18 protein-coding genes and 3 pseudogenes are annotated in these 22,751 nt (G+C 54.7%); 16 read left to right on the top strand and 5 right to left on the bottom strand.

The annotated features are described in order from the left end of the window. Window positions 1–5 precede the first annotated feature (5 nt). From A4F85_RS29395 to A4F85_RS31030, 10 genes and pseudogenes are all read left to right on the top strand, one after another. A complete protein-coding gene (locus A4F85_RS29395) occupies window positions 6–1,814 on the top strand; it encodes a GspE/PulE family protein (RefSeq protein WP_082848145.1) in 1,809 nt (602 codons plus the stop codon). Beyond that, complete coding sequence (locus tag A4F85_RS29390) at window positions 1,771–2,898, top strand: type II secretion system F family protein (protein ID WP_082848144.1); 1,128 nt, start codon at window positions 1,771–1,773, stop codon at window positions 2,896–2,898. The genes A4F85_RS29395 and A4F85_RS29390 overlap by 44 nt, the downstream gene beginning before the upstream one ends. An 18-nt stretch (window positions 2,899–2,916) precedes the next feature. Further along, window positions 2,917–3,504, top strand: coding sequence for a hypothetical protein (locus tag A4F85_RS06800; protein ID WP_063326109.1), 588 nt, complete (start codon window positions 2,917–2,919; stop codon window positions 3,502–3,504). Window positions 3,505–3,532: 28 nt separating this feature from the next. Further along, window positions 3,533–4,750, top strand: a complete 1,218-nt coding sequence (locus tag A4F85_RS30415) for a hypothetical protein (RefSeq protein ID WP_197485460.1) — start codon at window positions 3,533–3,535, stop codon at window positions 4,748–4,750. A gap of 1 nt (window position 4,751) precedes the next feature. Beyond that, window positions 4,752–5,762 (top strand): ATPase, T2SS/T4P/T4SS family, encoded by a 1,011-nt coding sequence (locus A4F85_RS29385; RefSeq protein ID WP_082848143.1) that lies wholly within the window; start codon window positions 4,752–4,754, stop codon window positions 5,760–5,762. A gap of 302 nt (window positions 5,763–6,064) precedes the next feature. Next, window positions 6,065–7,250: pseudogene (locus A4F85_RS31390) on the top strand (IS481 family transposase). 15 nt (window positions 7,251–7,265) lie between these two features. Beyond that, window positions 7,266–7,535 carry a hypothetical protein gene (locus A4F85_RS30410; RefSeq protein ID WP_156516971.1) on the top strand — a complete coding sequence of 90 codons (270 nt, stop codon included), beginning with the start codon at window positions 7,266–7,268 and terminating at the stop codon, window positions 7,533–7,535. Window positions 7,536–7,545: 10 nt separating this feature from the next. Continuing rightward, window positions 7,546–8,253, top strand: a complete 708-nt coding sequence (locus A4F85_RS06790; RefSeq protein ID WP_063326108.1) for a prepilin-type N-terminal cleavage/methylation domain-containing protein — start codon at window positions 7,546–7,548, stop codon at window positions 8,251–8,253. 8 nt (window positions 8,254–8,261) lie between these two features. Continuing rightward, complete coding sequence (locus A4F85_RS06785) at window positions 8,262–9,224, top strand: ATPase, T2SS/T4P/T4SS family (protein ID WP_231890470.1); 963 nt, start codon at window positions 8,262–8,264, stop codon at window positions 9,222–9,224. Window positions 9,225–9,228: 4 nt separating this feature from the next. Then, entirely contained in the window at window positions 9,229–9,495 is a 267-nt protein-coding gene (locus A4F85_RS31030) for a hypothetical protein (RefSeq protein WP_231890469.1), read from the top strand. 33 nt (window positions 9,496–9,528) lie between these two features. Here A4F85_RS31030 and A4F85_RS30405 read toward each other — a convergent pair whose 3' ends face one another. The 4 genes and pseudogenes from A4F85_RS30405 to A4F85_RS30395 all read right to left on the bottom strand — a co-directional run bounded on the left by A4F85_RS30405 (window position 9,529) and on the right by A4F85_RS30395 (window position 12,775). Beyond that, window positions 9,529–10,152 carry a hypothetical protein gene (locus tag A4F85_RS30405; protein WP_197485459.1) on the bottom strand — a complete coding sequence of 208 codons (624 nt, stop codon included), beginning with the start codon at window positions 10,150–10,152 and terminating at the stop codon, window positions 9,529–9,531. Further along, complete coding sequence (locus tag A4F85_RS30400; protein ID WP_156516969.1) at window positions 10,149–10,802, bottom strand: PIN-like domain-containing protein; 654 nt, start codon at window positions 10,800–10,802, stop codon at window positions 10,149–10,151. Before A4F85_RS30400 ends, A4F85_RS30405 begins: the two co-directional genes overlap by 4 nt. Window positions 10,803–11,046: 244 nt before the next feature. Then, a pseudogene (locus A4F85_RS06780) lies at window positions 11,047–11,851 on the bottom strand (IS5 family transposase); the annotation flags it as partial. 57 nt (window positions 11,852–11,908) lie between these two features. Next, entirely contained in the window at window positions 11,909–12,775 is an 867-nt protein-coding gene (locus tag A4F85_RS30395) for a hypothetical protein (protein ID WP_156516968.1), read from the bottom strand. Window positions 12,776–13,667: 892 nt separating this feature from the next. Here A4F85_RS30395 and A4F85_RS30390 point away from each other — a divergent pair. After that, window positions 13,668–14,021, top strand: a complete 354-nt coding sequence (locus A4F85_RS30390) for a hypothetical protein (protein ID WP_156516967.1) — start codon at window positions 13,668–13,670, stop codon at window positions 14,019–14,021. A gap of 81 nt (window positions 14,022–14,102) precedes the next feature. On the opposite strand, the pseudogene A4F85_RS06770 reads toward A4F85_RS30390, so the two are convergent. Continuing rightward, window positions 14,103–14,490 (bottom strand): annotated as a pseudogene (locus A4F85_RS06770) (helicase); the annotation flags it as partial. Between the two features lie 497 nt (window positions 14,491–14,987). On the opposite strand from A4F85_RS06770, the gene A4F85_RS06765 reads away from it, so the two are divergent. The 5 genes from A4F85_RS06765 to A4F85_RS06745 are packed head-to-tail and all read left to right on the top strand — an operon-like array spanning window position 14,988 to window position 22,620. Continuing rightward, on the top strand, window positions 14,988–15,860 hold the full coding sequence (locus A4F85_RS06765) for a WYL domain-containing protein (protein ID WP_063326106.1): 873 nt from the start codon (window positions 14,988–14,990) through the stop codon (window positions 15,858–15,860). After that, window positions 15,842–17,329 carry a Wadjet anti-phage system protein JetA family protein gene (locus A4F85_RS30845; RefSeq protein WP_063326105.1) on the top strand — a complete coding sequence of 496 codons (1,488 nt, stop codon included), beginning with the start codon at window positions 15,842–15,844 and terminating at the stop codon, window positions 17,327–17,329. The genes A4F85_RS06765 and A4F85_RS30845 overlap by 19 nt, the downstream gene beginning before the upstream one ends. Continuing rightward, the gene (locus A4F85_RS06755) at window positions 17,326–18,003 is read left to right on the top strand and encodes a DUF4194 domain-containing protein (protein WP_063326104.1); all 678 of its coding nucleotides are present in this window, start codon (window positions 17,326–17,328) and stop codon (window positions 18,001–18,003) included. The genes A4F85_RS30845 and A4F85_RS06755 overlap by 4 nt, the downstream gene beginning before the upstream one ends. After that, a complete protein-coding gene (locus tag A4F85_RS06750) occupies window positions 17,996–21,460 on the top strand; it encodes an SbcC/MukB-like Walker B domain-containing protein (protein WP_063326103.1) in 3,465 nt (1,154 codons plus the stop codon). Before A4F85_RS06755 ends, A4F85_RS06750 begins: the two co-directional genes overlap by 8 nt. Then, on the top strand, window positions 21,457–22,620 hold the full coding sequence (locus A4F85_RS06745) for a Wadjet anti-phage system protein JetD domain-containing protein (RefSeq protein WP_063326102.1): 1,164 nt from the start codon (window positions 21,457–21,459) through the stop codon (window positions 22,618–22,620). Before A4F85_RS06750 ends, A4F85_RS06745 begins: the two co-directional genes overlap by 4 nt. The last annotated feature ends 131 nt before the right edge of the window (window positions 22,621–22,751 follow it).

The following is a 22,751-nucleotide window of genomic DNA, read 5'->3' as shown; positions in this document are numbered from 1 at the left end:
TGAAAATGGAACTCGGTATCACATTGAGAATGCCCGGGCGAGGGGGCGAGAAACATCAAGATCAGCATGCTAAAGCAAAGGAAGCGATTCAGCAAAAGCAGCGGGATCTCAATGAAAAGCGAGCGGTGCTTGAGAGATACGCTGTTTCTGACGTACCAGCAGTTCCGGTAGGTGCGTACATCTATCTTCAAAAGCTCACACACCCGCTGGGTGAACAGCATCTGGAGCACTTCGCGGCCATACAGAGCGATATGCTGTTCGAGCAGAAGATTGCCGGCTTCGCACTCAATCAGCCACTCGCAGATTCCAAGAGCTCTAAAAGCCATCGTACCTATTTGCTGATGACTCCTGACATGTATCTGCAAAGCAGAGGAATGTTGGACGTTGCTCAGCGTCTGAAGGCAGACAACTATCTAAATATCTATCCATTGATTTCCACTTGGGAAATCATTCGGGCGGTACACCACAACAACGCACGGGAAATCAGCAGCTCGGATACAGAACAAACGTCAACACAGACGCGCGTGCGGCAATTGCTATTGGACGCTGCAAAATCAGGTGCATCAGATATCCATATTGAAGCACGCGAGAACAAGGCCGAAGTCTTGCTCCGTATTGATGGTCGTCGCTACAAGATGGGAGACATCTCTTTGGCAACTGCTGAAGACTATGGCTCGGTGCTTTTTAATTTTGAATCGACAGACATTGCCAGGAAAGGCTCCTGGACAAAACGAGAAATCAAGGACACCAATTTTGACGTGTGGGATGACCCTACAAAGAAGAACAAGCGCTTATTGACAGTGCGGTTCCACTCAACTGCCATCCATCCAGATAAATTCCAGTTAGTTTTGCGTCTGCTCAGACCTGCAAACGTGGAAGGCGGCTTCAAGAGGCTCAGCGACGTCGGCTACTCCGACGCTCAACGCGAGCAGGTGGAAAGAATGCTGATCGGTGGCTCGGGCCTGGTCGTCTTTGTCGGACCGACGAACTCTGGTAAATCTTCATCACTGCAGAGCTGCATTCAGCAGCTCTACGAGAACCGGGGACCAAATATCAAGGTATGCACGATTGAATCTCCGGTGGAGTACGAGATCCCTAACGCATGCCAGATGCCCGCCACGAAGGATACGTTCAACGAACTTTTGGAAGCCACATTACGGCAGGACCCCGATGTAGTCATGGTAGGAGAAATCCGCGAAAGCCAAGCAGCAAAGACCGTCAAGGATCTCGTTCTTGCGGGCCACAAGATTCTGTCTTCAATCCATGGCTACTCGGCGATGGCTGCATTCTCTCGTCTTGAGCAGTTGGGTGTAGATATTGACCTGATGACCATGCCTGGATTCATTTCGGGTTTTGTATATCAAAGGCTATTGCCCATTGTGTGCCCTGAATGTTCATTGCCACTTCATCTTGCTCGTGCAACGGGAATGATCAATGAGGGCCTTTTTAACCGTTTGACCTCTGTAAGTGAGGATAAGCACAATATCCGCTTCATCAACGAAGGCCGATACTTTATTAACTCAGAGAACAAGTTGGATACAGGGTGCAAATGCGAAACATGCAATGGCACAGGTATCCTCGGAAGAACACCCATTGCAGAAATCATCATTCCTGATGAGAAGTTATTAGGATTTATTAAGAAAAAGGATGAAGCAGGCGCGCGAGATTACTGGCTTTCTACACAAGGTGAAAAAGTAGAGTACGGCCTCGGCGTTTCTGCATTGTCTCACGCAATTCAAAAAATGCGCCAAGGCATTGTAGATCCGCGCGATGTTGAACACAGTATTGGAATGCTCAGAAGGGACGGATTCTGATGAAAAGGATCAAAACAGCTCTGTTCCAAATTCGGCTTACTACGGATATCAGGTCGAAACTATATGGCGCGCTTGCTTCCATGACTGGTCCTGCTGGTGGCATCGCCTTGGGCACTGCTCTAACAGAGATGGAAGCCGAGTACCGAAAACAAAAGCATTTTCTCCATCCCTTCTCCAGGAAGTTATGAGAAGGATGAAGGGCGGTGGTAGCAAGCGATTTTCCCTTGAAGGCAGCGAAGCCCAGACTCTCAAGCTCGGAGATGTGCTGTTGGGACTGGTTCCAAATAACGAGGCCATGATTATTCGCAGTGGCGAAGAACAAGGAAATATCTCCTTGGGTTTGATTCAGGCTGCAAAGTATGCGCGCAGTCAGTCAGAAATCATAAAAATCATAAGGTCGGGAGTTTCTCGTGTGCTGTGGTATGCACTCATGATGTCCGTCATTTATTACTATTTCTCTCTTGAGATTATCCCGCAGATGGAGCAGGCTGCTCCAAGGCACCGATGGACACAAGCAGCGCAAAGTTTTGGCTTTGTGGCCGATCACATCATCTTCTTCATTATTGGTTTCTTCCTAGGTATTGCGTTCATTTACTATGCATTCAACTATCTCAAGAAGAATTTGACCGGCCCAGTACGCAATTTTCTGGACAGAAACATCTGGCCATTTACCACAGTTCGACTACTGAATTCGTCTGCCACTTTGGGAAGCTTGAGCGGATTTCTCAGGACCGGTGTTCCCTTTAGAACTGCCGTGAATTCTATTTCCGAGGGGGCTGACAGATACATGGTCAGCAAGCTAGATCATATCAAGCGACTTACGCAACAAGGCAAACCCCCACACGTTTCACTCACATCATGCAATTTATTTCCGGAGGAGAACGCATGGATTATTAGTCTTTATGGAAGAACTAGCGATTTCGGGCAATCCCTGGATCACATCGCCAACGAGTTCTCTGAACTCTCGATCGAAAAAGCGAAAACAACCGCCATGGTGGCGGACATCTTGGGAACACTTGCTATTGCAGGCTCAATCTTGTGGATCGCCGTAACCATGTACGGCATCGTCGGCACACTTAAATAACTTTCACAGGCAACAAAAATGACCATTCACAGCACCACTTTCAAGTTGCAGGCATTTCAAGCAAAACGCCAGCGCGGCATGTCCATGATTGAAATGGCCGCATGGACACTTTTGGCGGGTATCGTGGCTGCCATCGTGCTCAGTTCGCTGGGCGTGCTCAAGGGAGGGATCAATGCGGGCAACTTGGGCGAGAAGGCGCTCTATCTGGCGATGGATATTCAAAAGCACTGGAATCGTGCGAACGACTACTCCAGTGTTACGGCCGCAGAAGTGGACAAGATCGGCATTGTCAAAAACCCCATCAAGTTCGACGCTGGTCAGCTGTATGACGGGTATGGGAACCAGATGGCCCTCAACGGTTCCCGCATCACTTTCGCTATGACGATGGGCGGTACCGCTGCCCCAATGGACAAAGACGACTGTGCCAACCTGGTGGCCCGCCTGGAGCCGGTCGCCATGGCCATCCGCGTGGGTGCATCTGCAGCTGCAAACGCCGGCGTCATCTCGGGCGGCAACCTCTACAAAAACGGCGCCACCTTGGATCAAACGGGTCTGACAACGGGTTGTGCCGAAGCAGGCACCAAGATCGCCATACAGGTCCGCTGAGCATCTACGACAGAGAAGCACGATGCAAATGAGGACAACACCCCCCCGAGCCCTGCTCGACCTGGTCGCCCAGGCCTGCGCCATCGCCACGCTGAGCCTCAGTACCAGCTATGTCTTGGCCGATGCTGTTTTTGTGACACCGGGCTCTCTGTCGGGCTACACATACTATCCACCGGTCAAAGCAGGCGGTGGTAGCGGCTCCGGCAATGCCAGCGGCCGCGTGGAGACTCTGCAGAAGTGCTACGTGGCCATCAAATCTCCAGACGTGAGCTACACGCTGCAGGCCGGAGAGTTTTACGGACTGGAGAACATCCGGCTCTACTACAAAGCGGCCGGAGGAAATGGCGGCACGGGCACGAACGGAGGTGGTGGTGGATCCACTGCCATTCTCCTGAACGGCAGCGCGACGGTGATAGCGCCAGGCGGCAACGGTGGCCAAGAAGCGCCGGTGACGAAGGGAGACATCCAGGTGGCTCCCGGCGACAGCGTGCGCATCGTCACTGGGGGCGGTGGTGGCTCGGGCTGGCCGGGAGTGTCAGGTGGTGGCGGTGGTGCTGGCTGGCGTGGCGGTGGAGCTGGCTCCAGCTATGCCCCTGGTCAAGGCGGCAGCGCCACGCCAGGTGCAGGCGGCGGCGGGGCAAATCCTGGCACTTCCGGCAGCGGCCACAACGGCGGGGTCAGCACCTATCCGGATGGAAGCAGCGCACCTATTGGTGACACCACGCGCAGCCCGGCATTTTGGCAACGGCCAATTCATCAGTGGGCAGAAGGTACACCGGAGTCTATGCGCCCTGCAAAGTGGTGGATGTATCTGGATGCACGGATTCCCGCGACCCCCACGCGATCGGGCTCTAATGGTCTGTCATTTCCGTTGGATATGAATGCTGAGGCTAATGACAGCATGGTTCCCGGATTTGGTGGCGCTTGGGGACGTGCGGGATCTCCTGCCCCACGCACTACTTGGGGCGGCAGCTGGGGCTATGAAGAAAGACTCAATGGCACGCCCGTTCAAGCTTCAAACGACCAGCTGACAGTACCAAAATGTGGCGGCTACAACTGCTCTTTCACAACGAACTACTACCAACTCTCGCATGTGGGAAATTATGCTGACCCAACAGAATTTCAACTGACTAGAAAGCCGACTCTCAGATCGTATGAGTACGGGAGTGACTACGAAGAAAAATCCAATTTGCCCGGACAAGTCGTTTTTATGTATAGCGCCGTAGAGTGCAGTCTCCTGAAATAAAATGAACATCGACGCCGTCACCGCAACAGACCTGAGCAGCCTCATTGGAGGCATTTCAGACTTGGGCGTATGCCTCACTGCACCTGAGAAAAGCATTCAGTTTCCAGGTCCTTTGCAGCTCAATCCCTTGCTTCGAGACTATGCAACCAGTCTCGCAAAAAGCTTCAAAGAGTTAAATCTCGAAGACGGAACCGTTTCGTTCCAAGGGAATAATTGGCGTGGTCACGTAGACTCCAGCGTTGTTGACGGAACTTGGATTCGATTCCGCAAAATGCAATCGAGTGCACCCACACTTGAAAGTTTGCCTACAAGGCTATCTGAGGCATCGCAGCGATTCCTTCTAGATCAGCGGCATTCAACAGGTGGACTCATTCTCATAAGCGGGCCAACCGGCAGCGGAAAAAGCACGACGGCCGCCGCCACTGTCGTGTCTAGACTGATTGAATTCAGTGGATATGCTCACACGGTTGAAGAGCCAGTAGAACACCCACTGAATGGCTGGCATGGGCAAGGATATTGCACCCAAACCCAAGTGAGAGAGAACGGGAGCGGCTGCTGGGAAAAGGCGCTGCAAGGAGTCCTGCGCTCGCAAGCCGTTGGCACTCCTTCCATGCTATTCATAGGTGAGATTCGTGAAGACGGAGCGGCAAGAGAGGCACTGCGCGCAGCTGGAAACGGCTTTCTCGTAATTACCACCAGCTTTGCCTCAGATGTCGCTACAGCGGTCCAAAGCTTCAGCGACAGAATTGAGAAGGGACAGATAGAGATGTTTTCTCAATTGCTACGCGGACTATTGTTTCAGCGCCTTGAAAACAAGCTCCTCCAAGTTCAGCTCTTAGAGAAAACATTGGTTGTACAGCAACGCATTTCTCAGGGCAACTACTCAGGAATTAATGAAGAGGCACAACGTCAGGCAAATGCACGACTGTATGCCTCTACGCCTACGACGATTGCAGCAGCTTCAGGCGGCAGACCAGTCACTGGTTCCATCGGCGGCTTTCGGTTGCCTTGACAGCGAGTTATGAATGTGGATCTTCGTATACATCACATTTTTTTTGGCGGCAATAGTTAGCTATGCGTCCTCGCAAGGTGATTCCGGTGCATCTGAAATCAAAATAAGCTCGAGTGAAGAAATAAAGCAGTACAAGGCATTTATGACTACAGCGGATCACTATTTTTCCGATCGTGACAGAATCACTATGAAGAAGCTTTATTGGTACGACTCACACTCATAGGTGACACATCAGTACAAGGACATGGGTAACAGATCCAAGCTTGGCAGCTGTAGCCAACAGCAGCCAAGGAGCGATCACCATGCCCTGGAAGGAGTGCGCACCCATGGACGAGAAACTGCTCTTCATAGCCGACCATCTGCGCAGTGGCGTGTCGCTGAGCGAGCTGTGCAGGCGCTACGGCATCAGCCGCAAGACGGCCTACAAGTGGGTTGAGCGTTACCGCCAACTGGGCATGGATGGATTGCAAGAGCGCAGTCGCAGGCCCCACGGGAACAATCAGGCGATCAGCTATGCACAGCGCCGGGCCATCATTGAGCTGCGCACGCAGCAAAGGTCACAGATGGGGCCCAAGAAGCTGCACGCTTTGCTCCTGCAGCGTTGGGGCCCACAGGAGACACCCAGCAAAACCACCATCTACAACGTGCTGAAGGCTGAGGGCTTGTTTGCAGCAGGCGTGTACGCAGACGCTCGGTGCCTACGGCCCAGCCCTTGCGAACGAGCAAGCAGCCCAATGGGGTGTGGAGTGCAGACTACAAAGGCCAGTTCAAGACAGCCGATGGTCACTGGTGCTATCCATTGACCATCATGGACCACGCCAGCCGCTATTTGCTGGCCGTGCATGTCTACGACAGCCCCAACTACGAGGATGCCAAACGCAGCTTTGAACAGGTGTTTCGGCAATACGGACTGCCCGAGCGCATACGCAGTGACAACGGTCCGCCGTTCGCGACTACTGGCGTGGCGGGCCTGTCACGCCTGGCGATATGGTGGATAAGGCTGGGCATCAGGCCGGAGCGCATCGAGAGGGGCAAGCCACAGCAAAACGGCCGCCACGAGCGGATGCACCGCACGCTCAAGCATGCCCTGGGCAAAGAGCCTGCGGCGGACAAAGCGGCATTGCAGATGCAGCTCGATGCCTTTGTGGAGCACTACAACCAGCAGCGCCCGCATGAGGCCTTGCAGCAAAGCATGCCGGCCCAGCATTACAGCGACTCGGCCAGGCCATACCCTCAAAGCTACCCGAGCTGCAGTACCCGAAGCATTGGGAACGAGTTCGAGTCAGCCACAACGGCCTGATTTACTGGCGAGCGCTGCGGGTCTACATCGGCTACCTGCTGGCGGGGCAGTGGATCGGGATGCAGGAAGTGGCCGCTGGCCAGTGGGATGTGTATCTGGGGCCGGTGCGACTGGGCTGCTTCAACGAAGAGGATGTGCGAGGACCCCAGAAGGACTATGTGAGCTTGAAGTGTTACCCATGTCTGTGAGCTGAGTTGTTACCCATGTCCTTGACACGTACATATTGGCGAGACATCAAGGTGAGTGCCCCTTCTGGCATGAACATGGCAGATATGCGATCCTCTTGGTATGTGATTAAGGGCGAAGACGGTGCGTGGTCCGCTTGCACTGATATCAGCGAGGAAGCTATGGCAAGCATTGCACAGCTGTTTCCAGATGCCGAATCAGGACCGAAGATCCAGAAAAGTGAGAATTTCTATGCAGTCGGAGACGCGGAAATTGCGGAGTCTGCCACATTGTTGTGCCGGCTGTAGGTAAGATAATATGAGAAATAAAAACAGAGGTGTTGCGCTCATCGAAATTGCTGTGGGATTGACACTGCTTTCTGTCATTCTTCTGGCGAGTTTTAGCCTCTTGTCAAAGGGGCACGAAGTCACCAAGGCCAAGTCCATATCCAGCGACTGGACGCAATTCGCAATAGCGGCTGATGCGCATTTCAACTCCAACAGATCGGCTTACATAGCAGCCATGACAGACGGAACAGATGCTGACAAGCTATGCAAGGTCAATGTGAACAGTGTGACCGGAGAAGGAGGAACCATCACATATGACTCGACTTTGCATAGGTGCGCAGTGGATAGCAGCATGCTTAAATACCATGCAGCCCTGCCAGCGACCACAAGTGATCTCAATCCGTACAGAGAGCGGTGGGTTGCTATATTCAAACTCGTATACGACCGTGAAGAACCTCCCAAACCGACGGGTGGTGTAGAGAGTTTTATCGTCTCTGCGACAGTCGATGGATCTGCCCCCCTCGTCCTGGCTGATCCCAAGCTGTATGACAACGCCTTGACAGCATCAGGATACACGCAAGGAAATGGCGGAGTCGTACCAGATGCAGATCGGTCCACCTGTATAGCATCGCGTGCGCAGAATCGTTATGAATCTTGTGGCGCGGGTTGGAAAATCAATTTACCTGACTTCCTCACTTCAGCTGAGGTCCAGGCGTTTGCAAATCGGTTGAGCAAATAGGCGGAAATATGCAACAAAATACTTTTGTCGAACTTGATAGCTTCACTGATCTGATCAACAAGATTTTTAATAACAATGATTCGGCCCTATACACAGATTTGTATATTCAGCCTGGACAGCCTATCAGATTGAGAGTCACGAGCAATCAGTGGGCAGATTTTGAAGTAAGTAGTGAAGGTTCAGCGCCACACAAGCTCATCTACACCGCTGGCGATCTCAATAAATTGATCACCAATCTCTTTTCAAAAAGGGAGCAGACTCCCCAATCAGGCGGAAAATGGAATGAGCTACTCGCAAAAAGCAACGGATGTCTTCATCCGATGATTACCCTGGATGCTCCAGGCAAAGCCGAAGGTGAGGTGATACCGTTTCGAGTAAGGTGCACGCTGCAACAGCAAGATATGGGGGGGATTGGTTTGATGCTACGGTGTCTGCGTCCCGTTGCGGAAACGTTAAGCGAACTTGGACTACCGGAAACGCTCTCTAGTATATGCAATGCCCGCAGTGGACTGGTTCTCGTGACAGGTCGTACTGGTGCTGGCAAGAGCACAAGCATTGCTGCCATGCTCAACCAAATAAATAAGCAAAGATCATCCAACATTGTCATTATTGAAGAGCCCATTGAGTTTATATACAAAGCGCGGATGTCACGTTTTACCTACCGCGAGGTGGGTAACGATGTCGACAGTTACGCAAATGCAGTGGAGCAGGCACTCAGATATGTACCAGACGTTCTGAGTATTGGCGAGATCCGCGATGCAGATACTATGAAGGCGGCAGTGCGTGCGGGTGAATCGGGCCACCTGGTCTTCGGCACCATCCACGCCGCCAATGCGATGGGCGCAATTAGAAAAGCCTTGGCTTTCTCGAGACGCAGGGGAGAAACTGGCCTTTGCCACCAATGTAGTTGGTGTTTTGGCTCAAGCTTTACTGCCGACCACGAACTCTCACGCCAAATCGTTGGCTTTTGAAATAATGGATTTCACAGCGAAGCAAAATGGTGTGACCTTGTTGGCAGAAACTGTAGAGAAAATGCTGTCGCCTCAAAGTGATGGTACAGAGCTGCAAAACTTTGAAAAAGATTTTTTAAGTCAGCAAAGGCGAATAGGCGTGGGAAGCTCACCGTATGTGCAGAGCTTGAAGTACCTTTTAAAGCACAAGAAGATTGATCTCTCAAGTGCGCTTTCATTGATTTACGATTCGTCCAGCATTAAAGAGCTGAGGGACATAGCCAACATATAAAACAAATAAAGATAAAGATCGATTTAGTAAAAATTAATACAAATTGCAAATAATATGCAAAATTGAATGCTGGGAGTTATTTGCCACAACTCTAACTTCCGATTCAGATAAAACCATAAGAATAAAGCTAAAGCTACTGTGCAATTGAGTTCTTGATATTATTTTAGTCAATGATGCAATTTCTTCATCTCGTCCTGCAAATATAAAAACCACTTCGTCATACTGCACTATATTATCAATTGCATTGCTTAAGTATGACCCCAATATAGTTGCAGATGGCAGCACGCTTGCATCTATAATTACCAAAGCGATTCTGGAACCATCTACATATAGAATATAATCCACATTTTTATCATTCGAGGAAGCTAAATCATAGTTTAAATTACCCATTTGACTAATCAATTTGCGATAAACAGGGAAGCGCAGTGGGTCTGAAAAATTTATTGTCAATCCGTCACCTGAGGGAATCAAAAACTCATCAGCAACCGCTTCATCAATTCCCATGTTTTTCAATAAAGATGAAAGATTAAAGATGTCAAAGCTGCAGCCGCCAGAGACCCCGCTGTATTCCTCGATTAGCTCATACCTAGGAAATAATCGATGCTCTCCGAATCTGTGAAACCAATCTCCTTTGGTTTCTTCTGTGACAAATATCAAGTCCTTTTTTTACTTTTCCCCAAATCGAGAATTGTAGCCCAAATAATTAAATCCCCTATTCCTCCATCCTCTTTATTAGCATCTTTATTTCCCGGTGGTATTCCAGCATCAAAGCGAAATTTTTTTGCATTCTGTATATTATTTCTTTCCTCCGCTTGCTCAATAACTACAGACGAATCAAACAAAGGCCTATAAGCCTGAAGCACTGGGTCGTCATTTTGCCAAGAAGCAATTTTATCGGCTAAATCTTGTACTTTATTTTTAAAATTCTTCAGAAGCTTCTTAATTTCTTCTAAATTATTTGACGCCTCCTTATATTCATCTGTTGTTTCAAGAATAGGGAGATATTCAAATTTTCCATTTATTGAAATTGCACGTGCATCTTCGATTGATTTGTGAAGTTGAGTCAGAACAGATGGTCTATTCCTAGCAAACTCTCTTGCGGCTTGTGCAGGAACGAATAACCGCTTTTGATCTCTTAGTTTTGCGTATGTTTTAATAATCGCTTCGAATCCCTCTGTACTTGAGCGGTATGGTGCAAGCAATACATTTGTATCAAGAACAATAAGTGCATCTTTTACGTTGACTGCATCTTTGACTACTTGAAAAACGGCTTCAGCGTTAGTGGCGTGTGGTTTGAAATCTTTCATGTTCTCTATGCTAAAAAGCAGACAACTGCAACAAGACGCAACAATAACAAAAAAGCCCCGGCAGGAAGGTCCTGTCGGGGCTTTTTTGTGTGTACTCAGTGCACTTCCCTGGCCAGAGCCACTTTGATGTTCTAGCCTTCATTGTCATCGAGCATGTCCAGGCCGCACTCGGGCATCTCGCCCTAGGCATCGTAATCTTCTTGCCCATGGGCCGCAGGCAATCCGTCTGGCTCATGCCGGCGTAACACCACCGATCCACGAAGCGTGCGCAGATGATCGCCGCTGCCAGTTTCAGCAGCGCTTCGTGGATATCCAGTCGTCTTTCAAAGCGGATTCGCAACTTGCCAAAGCCTGCAAACCATCCATGGGTCCGCTCCACCACCCAGCGATGCTTGCCCAGTCGCTCGCTACTCTCAACGCCCCGCCTGGCAATGCGGCTGGCGATGCCCCGTTGTCTCAAGTGCGCACGGCAACGCTTGTAGTCATAGCCCTTGTCGGCGTGCAACTTCGATGGTCTTTTGCGGGGACGTCCTGGCAGGCCAGCAATCGCAGGAATCGCGTCCACGCACCTCTCGAACATCTTGGAGTCGTGCTGGTTCGCGCCGCTGACCAAGATCACCAGCGGGATGCCTCTGGCATCTACGACGATGTGCCGCTTGGAGCCGAGCTTGCCTCTGTCCGTGGGGTGTGGGCCCGTTTCCTGGCCCCCCCGAGGGCTTGGTACCGAGGAGCCGTCAATGCTGGCCCGGCTCCAATCGATTTGGTCATGTTCACGCAAGCGAGTCAGCATGGCTTGGTGCAGCTGCTCCCAGACACCAGCGGCGTTCCAGTCGCGCAGGCGTCGCCAGCAAGTCATGCCGCTGTCGTACCCAAGGGATTGGGGAAGGTCTTTCCACGGAATGCCTGTTTGCAGCACGAACGATGCCGTTGAGGGCGGCTTCATCGCTGACTGCGAGCTTGCGCGCACCGCCTTTGGCCGAAGGCACGAAGGCTGGGATGAGGGGATGTAGCTGTCGCCACAGTTCTTTGCTTACGGGTCGTCGTGCCATGAGGGCCGCAAGCATAACTGCTCTGCGAGGGGTTATGACGAAGTGGTGTTAGCCGCTCTAAGAGATGGCACGACTTCTGTATTCAATTTCAACAATGAATTTAGTCGCGGCGCATATCAATACTGCATCAAACGCAATAATATTAGATTCGCTAGTACTCCCATGCCCAGCCATGGGAGTTCTGTTTCTCAGATTATAAATCTGACCGACAACTTGCTTAATTTCGTCTGGCAAATGAGATTGTTTTTCATATTTTAGCAGAAAGGAGCCTAGGGTTTTATTTTGCAGCGCGGGATCGTTCAAAACATCCTTGCCCAATGTTTCTAACACGTTAGCAGACGCGTGAACAACCCCTGGGTAATCTTGATTATCTAGACAAAGTTCCATTTTTGCAATTTGTGATTTTATATTACTGTGTATCAATTCATCGAACCTCCCGCCAGTTTTTAAATTAAATTCCTTGACCTGATTAAATACGGAACAGTCTAAATAGTGACACGCAACAACGAACTGCCAAAGAAATCGCCAATCGTCTTTTAAATCATCTGCCACAGCCCTTCTTTCTCCAGAAGCTGCATCTATATCATCAACATACTTTGACATATAGCTTGCATAATACCCATAGTATTTATGAGTTACTTCCGGACAGAAATTAGACATACTGCTTATTTTTCCAACATTCCCAGTGACAGAAGTTCTTTCTTCTTCTATTAACGGAATAAGTGATTTTCCCTCCCAATACTTATCCAATTTATCAATTGCATCATTGTCCAATCCTGCTATAACCCCCTTTTTTGTGAGAAGGTATATGCTCTCGTAAAATCTATGACATTTATTTAAAGCAGCATAGCTACAATAATTTTGTACTTTTTTCTCTTTACTCTTCTCGGCATGCCATGATGAATTGGGAATTATTAAGTTCATATATACAATGATAGAAGTAGAATAAATCATAGACTCACTTGACAAATACTCAGACTTATTCGAAGTGAATGCATATACTTAAAAGCCAAAATAAAAATCTCTTGGAAATCATCCATGCGAATTTTGGTTAATGTAACTTGAACAGCTAGTCCGCTAGCAACTTTGTCCCAGAATCTCGTAGATGCACGTGGCTTGAAGCAAGCTCATTCTAAAGCCAAGTGCTTCTCGCCGAATGTGAAGAGTACAACAAGATCTTTTTGGTCGCACGCCTGTGGTGAATCAAGTGTCTTCACTAACATAGCGGAGGATGGTCACACGCGCATAAATTAAGGTGTCCCCTTCGCGCTAGACTAAGCATTGATTTTTGTAGTAGGCTCTATGCCTTCGCAACAAAAAGAGCAGCTGCAGTGAGTGAAAAAACTGAGGAGACGATAGTGAAGTCACGCGACTTAAATATCAGTCAAAAATTTAAAATTGCCTGGAAAAAGGTCAAGAAATACTCTAGCTATATCATTTTTGCAGCCTTGCTGATTACCATGGTTGCTCTTTGGTGGGCATGGGACAATATGGAGTACAATTTTTCCGAGATACGCTTTGTGCAGGCGCTAAGTGCGAGAACATTTCTACACTAGGGCAAGTCGGCGATATTTTTGGTGGCATCAATGCTCTGATTGCAGCCTTTGCCCTAGTATGTCTGGCATTCACGACAGATGCAACACGGCGAGCAAACAATGAGGAACGCACAAGACTAAATTACGAGAACTTAGTGGAGCAGGTATGTAAATCCTACTCTTGGGCGTATGAAGCACTCACCGAGTATGGCAAGTACGTGCCTCCTAGGCCAGACCCACACGCCTGGGCAAGCTGCGCTCGGCATCTATTGAGAGCAGCGATGCTCTCCAAACGGATTACGGATGCCCAATACAGAATAGTGGTGGATGGTCATGCAAGCCATTGGCAGCATTGGTTCCACAAGGCAATAAATGAGAAAACATCAACAAATGACACGCGGCTTACCCCTAATGACGCTACTTACTACAGATTAGCAGCTGCAGAATCTAGTTTGCCACGGGAACGCTCTTATTGGCCTGTACTTGTAGTACTAGATTTTTGTAATTCTCGCACAGGAATCGAGGACCCTATTACCTACATAAACCCGGAAGAATTTTCCAGAGCTTTTGAAGGGGATGTTGGAGCAGCCTTTGATAAATACCATAAACGGCGTGAAAGGAACCCTGATTATTAAAACTCTGCATAGCGCTGTGATTTAAAAAAAGCCCCGACCGGATGACCCGGTCGGGGCTTTTATTCATAGCAGAGTTCACAGCTAGGCCGCAAGTAACTCCCTGGCCAGGGCCACTTCGATGCTCTCGCCCTCATTGTCATTAAGCACGTCCAGTCCGCACTCGGGCATATCGCCCGAGGTGGACTGAGACACCGTGATTTTTGGCCATGAGCCGCAGGCAATCCATCTGGCTGGTGCCGGCGTAACCTAAGAAGATCACGCGCACGTCGAGCTTTTGGCCAATGCGCCATGAGCGCCTGGCCGCCTGCATCATCGTGCAGACATTGAAGCCAGACTGCATGAAGACGATGGTCGGGAACTCGAGGAGATCCAGGCCTGTCTTTACGAGCTCGGGGTTGGTGATGACCACGTCGACGCCGCGATCGACTTGGTCAGCGACCCAAACCTCGCGCTTCGATGCGTCCGCGCTCACATCTCGCTTATGGCATCCCGAGAAGAGCCTGATCTGTCCAGCGCCTTCTCATCAAGGCGGCTGGTGCCGCCCCTGAATCAACACTCGTAGAGTTGATGCCAGCGACTGCTCTGCAGCAGTTGCTACCGGCCGCCTCCGCAGGGCGAACTCACGCTGCATGGCGCTAAGCAGTTCTTGGCCCCTGCGACAAGCGCTGGCCCAAATGGTGGATGTACTAAAGGGTTGGGACATTCACCGGGCGCTCGCCCCGTGCCAGTGATCGTTTCGCCTCCACTCAAACTTGCAGCCCCGTAACCCGGATGGACGGACAGGTTCGCCATGACACCCTGACGGCTTTACCCTCGCAAACATCGCCATCAACGGCGGACAGCACATCCACTGATGCTGACGACGTTCACACGGGGTGCAGCGCCCCGCCCCCAAAGAGCGGGGTAACCACCTGGCCCCAAAGAACGGAAAAGCGTATGCTACGAAAATCCGTACACAACCAGGCTATGGTGACCCACCCCAGCAATCAAACTAAAGCCGTGATCGATCGGCGATCAGACGTTCAGGACGAACGCCTCAAGCGGGTCGCGCGTCTGCTGATCTGGGAGGGCCGCCTGTCGCGTGCCCGGCTGATCGAGCTGTTCGGGTTGAGTGGAACTCGTGCTTCGGAGTGGCTGAAGGAGTTCCGCGAGATGCGACCGGAGTGGGTGGAGTGGGACAGTAGGCTGCGCAGCCTTGTGACGACCCGCGCCGCCTATCGGGCCATCGAGAAGAGTGAAGCGGCTGCTGTTGAACTGATGGATGGAGCCGAGCCTGATATCGGCGTCCAAGACGGCGACTCCGCTCTGATCCTGCCGTGGGACTTCTCGAGGGTATCGCCCTACGTCTTTTCACGACTGCGCCTGGCGGTCAAGGACGGCGTGCGCATCGGCTTCAACTACTCGTCAATGAGCCGTCCCTCCGTCCACGCCCGTGTCATCGAGCCTCACTCGATCATCCGGGCCGGTCGCCGCTGGCACGTCCGTGGCTACTGCGTCGAGCGCCGGGATTTCCGCGACTTCGCGCTGGGGCGAATAAGCGACGTGCTACTGACCGAGGAGGCCAGTTGCCATCGCAGTACGGAGGACGCGAAGTGGAATCGCTCAGTGAAAGTGCGCCTCGTCGCGCATCCGGCCTTGTCAGCGGAACAGATGCAGTTGGTACGGCGGGAGTACTTCGCCGGGACGGCCGCGCGTAGCACGACGTGCCGAGGCCCCCTCGTCCCCTACTTCATCCAGGAGCTTCGAGCCGCTACAGACGTAGAGCGGCAGTTGCCTCCTGACTATCAACTCGCACTCGACAACAGGGAGGAGTGCAAGGAATGGTTGTTCCCGACTTAGCCGAGAAAATCAGACAGGAAGTCGTCGCCGAGCGATATGCACCGCTGTTCCGGGTGCTGCCCGAGCGGCTGTTCGCGCCGTTGGCGTCGACGAACCGCATGCGGTACTGGACTCTGTTATGCGCACTGCACGCGCGCAGGTTCGGTCCCGAAGCGCCGCTGCCGCCCAGCAACGGCTTCACGATGACGGACATCGTTCGCGAGATTGTCCAGGAGCTTCAGGACATGGGCGCCTGGGACGACGCTGACGACGGCTTTGGCGCACTTGCCTCAGGAACGCCACTGAACATCCAGGCGCTGGCGATCTTTCACCGCCTGAAGGACTGCGGATGGATACGGGTGGACAAGGTCGGCGTGCGCGACATGGTCACCATGGCACCCGCCGTCGCCCAGTTCGCGACGCGGCTGATCGAATTTGCGCACACTGGTCCTGTCTTCGTCGCCGGCAAAGTGCGAAGCATCGAGGCCAACATCAAGCTGGTGCTGGAGGAAGGCGCGGACGGTTCCACTCTGCAGGAGGCAGCACAGCAGACCCGGGCGCTGATGGAGCATGTCCGGGTCGCCGGCACCAGCGTCCGAGACCTGATGACGGAATTGAGCGGCCAGCAGTCCACCGGTGAGTTCGTGCGGCGCTTCTTCGAGGACTTCGTCGTCAAGATGTTCATCGGCGACTATAAGGAGCTGCGAACCCGCGATCACCCGTTGTCGCGTCGGCAAGAGATCATGGCGATGGTCGAGACCATCCAGTCCAACGAGTTCGTCCGCAACCGGGTACTTGCCTGGTACGCCAGCAAGCGTGCGCCCGGGGACGAGCTTCGAGCCAAGGCGCTGCTGCAACGTGACATCCTCAAGATCGAGGAGTTGTCGCGCATTGACGAGTACCTGGACCGCCTCGATGAAGAAGTGCGCCGCGCAACCCGCATGGCGATGGCCTTCCTGGACTACCGCCTGCGTGCCGCCCGCCCACTCGAGGAGCTCGTCGACCACGCCATCAAGGCAGTCACTGAGTGCGATACGGAGTATGTTCCCGCTACTCCCTTCCCTGCCGAAGAGGCCCTGTGCGGCGAGCGCTTGATGCTGCCGAAGGTGCCGGTCGAGCGCGCGCCGCCCAGGGCCCTGCGAAAGCAGGTGATGTCGCCGACCCAGGAGGCGCGGGCGCGGCTGCAGCTGAAGGCTCGCAATCGTCGCCTCATGTCGCCCCCCATCCTGGCTGACCTGATCCGCCGGCAGCTGAACGGCCGCGAGCACATGGCTAGCACAGAGTTCGACGTCTGCTCGATCGAGAACGTCAGGGCCTTCCAGTCGCTGTGCACGGTGTCTGCCGCAGTCGGATCGAACAGCGCGCAGCTCAAGGCCAACGCCCGACTGACAGTCAACAAGTTCAAGATCCTGCGCACTGGCGTCGATGCCATGCCGGGAGAGATCAGCCACGTGGCCTTCGATATCGCGACACCCAAGGAGGGAAAGTGAGTTTCTGGTCCAATGCAGAAGAGGCGACCAAGGGCGTCGTTCGCGAAGAGGATTTCGAGGCAATTGCCTACCGGCTCATTTCGGAGCAGGTGCTCTACCAGGCCGACCGCAGGAGCCGGACGGCATACGGCCTCGTCCGCGAGTTCAACACCGATTTCAAGCGGGCCCTGGCACCGCTGGGCATCGTGCTGCGCTTCAACAACAACCTGCGCTACGTCTGCGCGATCCCCTCGCGCATAAAGCAGCCTGCCACGGTCGAGCAGACCCTTCTGGCTTTGGTCCTGCGCAAGATCCATGACGAGGAGTCACGCATCGCGAACCACAACGAAGACGGCGAAGTGGAATGCGACCTAGTCACCCTGGGGATCAAGTATCGACAGTCCACGGGTGGCCGCGAACTTCCATCAGGCACGCGACTGCTGTCTCTGATCACGAGCATGCGCCGATGGGGCATTGCCCGCTCCGAAACAGATGACCGGGCCGTCGTCGCGGCCAGCGTGGAACAGCCCTACGTGATCCTCATTCGTCCCGGCATCGTCGAGGTACTTGGCGAAGCAGCGCTTGAGCGCCTGGCTGCGTGGGCCTCTGCGAAAAGCACCGATCCGGTGGCAGAGGCGCATGGCGCGGCAGGCAGAGCGGACACCGAAGAGGATGGGGAGGAATTCGATGTTTAAGCTGATCGAGGTAAAGGTCGTCAACTTCTACCTCTACGAGGCGCGCCAAGTCGAGGTCGGCACGATAACAGGCATCTTCGGGGCCAACGGCAGCGGCAAGTCCTCCCTGCTCGACGCCGTGCAGACCGTCATGTTCGGCGGCAACTTCAACCGAGGCAGCGGCGCCGTCTACAACGCACAGGCCGACGAAGGCAACAGCAACACGCGCACCTTGCGCAGCTATTGCCTCGGCGAACTGGACAAGTCAGGCCATGGCCGCGCCCGCGACGAGGCCACGACCTACATCACCCTCACCTTCCTCGACGACGAAACACGGGACATGGTTTCCGCGGGCATGTGCATCGCTGCGAGCGCGACCCGGCCGGACCATGAGATCCTGGGACGCTACCTCGTCCCGTTCGACCTCACGCTCAACGACCACCTGGAGATGGTCGACGGCGAACCCTACCCGCGCGACTGGCCGACGTTCCGCCAGCAACTGGTGCGGCGCCCCCTGGTCTCGGCTGCACCGGACGAGGAGATCCTCTTCGCAGATGCTGGCAAGTTCCTCAATGCCATCCTGTTCCGGCTGAGGGGCAAGCGCAGCCTGCCGCGCGCGGATGCGTTCCGGCAGGCCTTCCGGTTCGCGTTGCGCATGAAGTTCGACCATTCAGTCGACGACATCATTCGGCGCCAGGTGCTGGAGTCCCGGCCGACGAAGACCAAGGCCTTCTTAGACATGCTGCGCGGCTTCAAGGAACTTGCGGCCAAGGTAGCTGCCATCGAGCACAAGTTGGCCGAAGCCCGGAAGCTGGAAGAGCATTTTGAGCGCGCCGCGTCAGAAGAGCGCAAGTCCATCACCTGGAGGGCCATCGCACTGCAGGCTGGTCACGAGCTCGCCAACATCGCGGTGACCCGTGCCGAGGAGGATGAAGGAAATGCAGCGGTGGCGCTCGAAAGCGCCGAGATCGACAAATCAGGAGCGATCCGGCGGCGCGACGAGCTCCAACTTCTGGCAGCATCCGCGGCGACCTACCGTGACCAGCACCAAGCGCATGGGCAGAGCGTCCACCTCAACGAGTCGATCGCATCGGCCAGGTCGCGGGCGGATCTGCAGCGGGGCCAGATCCGTGCGACTCTCGAAGGCCTGAAGCGCGCGCTTGGCACGCCCGTCGTGGGCAAGGTCATCCCCGACTGTGACGAGAAGCTCAACATCGCGCGCCAAGCGATCCAGGGACTCCTCGACCGTGGCAGTCTCGAGGATGGCGAAGCCCTGACTGTGGTGGTTAAGCAGGCCTGCCTGGCTGCCAAGTTGCTGAGCAACGAGATGCTCAAGGAGCTGCTGGATGTCGCGGCGCAGATCCGGTCGCTGGAGGGTGAGCAAAAAGAGACGCAGGAAAACCAGCGCCGTATCGCGGCCGGCAAGCCGCCGCTGGACTCGTCCGTGTCGTCCTTGCAGCGCCGCCTGTCCGAAGTGGGAATCCAGTCCACGCCGATCTGCGATCTCCTCAAGGTGACCGACGCAGACTGGCAACCCGTCATCGAAGCCCAGTTGGGACGTGTCAATGTCCAGGCACTGCTCGTCGAGCGGCGCGACGAGCGCGAAGCGTTCAACCTCTACCGTTCCATTCAGATCTACGGGGTCAAGATCGTTCGTTCCAGCACTATCCGAGAGTTGGGGCCGTTGACGCCCGGCTGGGTGGCTGAGCTGGTGACCGGCTCGGATCCGCGCGCGATCTGGTTTGCCCACAAACACCTTCGCTTCATGCGCGCGGACACTGCGGATGACTGCATGCGTCACAGCTTTGCGCTGACCACCGACGGGATGCGCATCGCCGATGGCGACCTTGATCGCGTCCAGCCGGTCTCGCCGATCATGCTGAAGATCGGGCCGGACATGAGCAAGATGCGTGAGGCCGTGACCAAGCGCCTGGACGAACTGACCCGCAGCCTTGCCACGCGCAAGCAGGAGGAGACCCAGCTCAAAGCGGACATGGGGCTGTTGAGTATCTACGTCGGCGACGAGAACGAGAACGCCGCTGCGCTACAGCGCGCGGCGTCAAGCTTGGCAGAGGAGCAGACCAGCCTTGCCGACTTCGAGCAGCGCCTCGCCGCGCTCAACACCACCGAGTACCAGCGCCTCAGCGACACCGCAGATTCGGCGCTTGAGGCCGTGAACCTCGCCAACGAAGAAGTTGCCACTGCGAGCACCCGCGTCGGCGGCGCCAAGACCTTCCACGACCAGAAGCAGGAGGCGACCCAACGCCGTCGCGAAGAGCAGGAGCAGGCGAGCCATCGCGCAGATGCGGCCCGAACACTGCCTCGCTACGACATCGATTTCGCATCCGTACAGTGGGATCGCCTGTTGGAGAGGTTCGGCGAGGACTTTGGGGCCATCCAGAACGCTGCCGCAAGCAGTGAGCAGAATGCCCATAGAAACTTCAACGAAGCCCGCAACAAGGGCCTGCTTGGCTTCGGTGCATTCACGCTCGAATTCAACGAACAGCATGTCCAGGAGCAGTCCCAGGATTGGCGCGCCGCCGCCGAATACATCAGCCGACACGTAATCGTGCTCAACGAAACGGGACTGGCAGACCGGAAGCAGGAAATGTCCCAGGCGATGGAGGCGGCCAAGAGCACCTTCCGCAGCAACGTCGCGCTTGACCTCCACGAGCACATCACCTGGCTGGAGTCAACCATGACCCGCATGAACACGGCGCTGGCGGCCGCGCCTGCCTTCACCAATGGCGAGCGCTACCGATTCAAGAAGGAGACGCGGCCGGCCTTCGAGAACCTGCTGAAGTTCATCAAGGACGTCGCGGTCTATGGGCCTGTCGACGACATGCTGGGCGGCGCTGGAGAGATGCCACCGGCATTCGACGAGCTCCTGAAGGACAAGGCGGAAGCCTCGCGCGCAGTGAAGTCGCCGCTGGACGACTACCGCGAGTTCTTCGACTTCGATGTCGAAGTGCTTCGTGAGTCGCCCGGCAATCCGACGGCGATTCGTGTGGGACTGCTGAGCCAGAGAGTGCATACCGGCTCGGGCGGGGAACATCGTGCGCCGCTGTATGTCATCGCCGGCGCCGCCGTCGCTTCGGCCTACCAGCTGCAGGCCGGAGACGATAGCGGCCTGCGCCTCATCTTGCTGGATGAGGCGTTCATGAAGATGGACACGCGCAACATCACGGCCACTATGCGCTACTTCGAAGAGCTGCGGCTACAGGTTCTGATGGCCAGCACCGGGGAAGCCCTGGGCACCCTCACGGCCTTCCTCACCGACTACTACGACATCATGCGCGACTCGGATTCGAACATCGTCGTGCTCGAAGGCCACCAGATCAGCCAGGAAATCCGTGACCTCTTCCGTTCGGATTTGCCCGAGTTCAACCCGAACCTGATCGATGATGAGCTTGCGACCATGTACACGCGCACGCCCCAAGCGGACACCCACGGCCCAGCACCTGCCGCAGCGTCATGAAGGAACTTGCCAGGAACGCCCTCAAGCAGCTCCTCCGCCAGGCGGACCGAAAGGTGGCCGGTGTTGCGAAGAAAATGCCGAGCCTGACGACCCGCCATCTGAAGGACTACCAGGCGTTGCGGTCCCTGCCTGAGAAGGAAGAGTTCGACGCATCCCTGAAGCATGCACAGGCCATAGGGGCGATCCGCCTTTACTGGCCGCCAGGCAACCGAGACGGCTTCATCGAGCGTGTCGAGCTGGTCGACATCGCCAAGCTCGCCGGCCTGCTGGAAACCGAGACCGCGTCAGCCGTGGTCAGCGGCGCCGCCGAGCGACTTCAGGTCTGGCATGCCGAGTTCCCCGTGCTGGCTGAGGTCGTTGAGCGATGGGCCTCGCTGAAAACCGTACGGGGCAGCGGGCCGCAGGACTGCGCGGACTGGACGGACGCCTGCAAAGCCATTGGGTGGTGCCGTGCGGTCGTCAGTGGGGGAAGCCTCGAGACCGCGTTGCGAGATGCCAGCGCGCGCATCTTCAGGAACAGCAAACGCCTGGAAAAACTCGTGCCGGAAATGGACGTGCTGCTGACCGGCAGCATCGACGGAGAGCCGCGCGAGCCCACAGAGGTCATGCAGGAGCTGGGTCTCTACAAAGAGCCGCAGCCGGTACGACTCGCGGGCAAGGTCGTGGTCCAGCGCTCGCGCGTGACGGCGATCCTCGACACGCCCTACAGCGCACTCCCGGCCGAGACCATCCTGAGTCTGGTTTCCGTACCGGCCAAGGTGATCACGATCGAGAACCTTACGACATTCTCAGTACTGGCCCGGGCATCGAGCCACTTAGCGGACCTGCTGATCTACACCGGTGGCATGCCTTCCCCTAGCTGGAGTGCGATGTACGACCGCCTGCTGGCTTCACTTCCTGCCGACGTGCAAATCTTTCACTGGGGCGATGTCGATGAAGGGGGCTTCCGGATCGCAGCTTTCATTGCCCAGGTGGCGCGTGCTCGGCACAGGCCTCTCAGGCCCTGGAGGATGAAGCCTTCGGAGGTTCCCGTGTCCCAGCGTCGCGATGCGTCGAGGAGAGTCATTGAGCGCATGGGGCGTTACGCCCAAGCCGCAGGTTGGCATGACGTCGCGGCCGAGATTCTCAAGCATCGCTTTGTGGCAGAGCAGGAAGGATAGCCCGCACGTCGTCTTCTCAAGAATGGCCATGGACTCTGTGTCCACTTCACCCACTTCGGCGCTCCACGCTTTAGAGATGACCGCCAGGCTCTGGACTACCACTGATTCGGTAGACAAGCCCAACCTAGCCT

Source organism: Delftia sp. GW456-R20 (genome assembly GCF_001622915.1).
GTDB classification, from domain to species: domain Bacteria; phylum Pseudomonadota; class Gammaproteobacteria; order Burkholderiales; family Burkholderiaceae_C; genus Comamonas; species Comamonas acidovorans.
The sequence above is the reverse complement of the archived record's forward strand: the minus strand, read 5'-3'. Positions and strand labels throughout refer to the sequence as shown.

Excerpts from the sequence above, each read along its gene's own strand:
- A4F85_RS29395 (WP_082848145.1), top strand. The coding sequence starts at position 6 with ATGGAACTCGGTATCACATTGAGAATGCCCGGGCGAGGGGGCGAGAAA.
- A4F85_RS29390 (WP_082848144.1), top strand. The coding sequence starts at position 1,771 with ATGTTGAACACAGTATTGGAATGCTCAGAAGGGACGGATTCTGATGAA.
- A4F85_RS06800 (WP_063326109.1), top strand. The coding sequence starts at position 2,917 with ATGACCATTCACAGCACCACTTTCAAGTTGCAGGCATTTCAAGCAAAA.
- A4F85_RS30415 (WP_197485460.1), top strand. The coding sequence starts at position 3,533 with ATGAGGACAACACCCCCCCGAGCCCTGCTCGACCTGGTCGCCCAGGCC.
- A4F85_RS29385 (WP_082848143.1), top strand. The coding sequence starts at position 4,752 with ATGAACATCGACGCCGTCACCGCAACAGACCTGAGCAGCCTCATTGGA.
- A4F85_RS30410 (WP_156516971.1), top strand. The coding sequence starts at position 7,266 with ATGTCCTTGACACGTACATATTGGCGAGACATCAAGGTGAGTGCCCCT.
- A4F85_RS06790 (WP_063326108.1), top strand. The coding sequence starts at position 7,546 with ATGAGAAATAAAAACAGAGGTGTTGCGCTCATCGAAATTGCTGTGGGA.
- A4F85_RS06785 (WP_231890470.1), top strand. The coding sequence starts at position 8,262 with ATGCAACAAAATACTTTTGTCGAACTTGATAGCTTCACTGATCTGATC.
- A4F85_RS31030 (WP_231890469.1), top strand. The coding sequence starts at position 9,229 with ATGGATTTCACAGCGAAGCAAAATGGTGTGACCTTGTTGGCAGAAACT.
- A4F85_RS30400 (WP_156516969.1), bottom strand. The coding sequence starts at position 10,802 with ATGAAAGATTTCAAACCACACGCCACTAACGCTGAAGCCGTTTTTCAA.
- A4F85_RS30395 (WP_156516968.1), bottom strand. The coding sequence starts at position 12,775 with ATGAACTTAATAATTCCCAATTCATCATGGCATGCCGAGAAGAGTAAA.
- A4F85_RS30390 (WP_156516967.1), top strand. The coding sequence starts at position 13,668 with ATGCTCTCCAAACGGATTACGGATGCCCAATACAGAATAGTGGTGGAT.
- A4F85_RS06765 (WP_063326106.1), top strand. The coding sequence starts at position 14,988 with ATGGTGACCCACCCCAGCAATCAAACTAAAGCCGTGATCGATCGGCGA.
- A4F85_RS30845 (WP_063326105.1), top strand. The coding sequence starts at position 15,842 with ATGGTTGTTCCCGACTTAGCCGAGAAAATCAGACAGGAAGTCGTCGCC.
- A4F85_RS06750 (WP_063326103.1), top strand. The coding sequence starts at position 17,996 with ATGTTTAAGCTGATCGAGGTAAAGGTCGTCAACTTCTACCTCTACGAG.
- A4F85_RS06745 (WP_063326102.1), top strand. The coding sequence starts at position 21,457 with ATGAAGGAACTTGCCAGGAACGCCCTCAAGCAGCTCCTCCGCCAGGCG.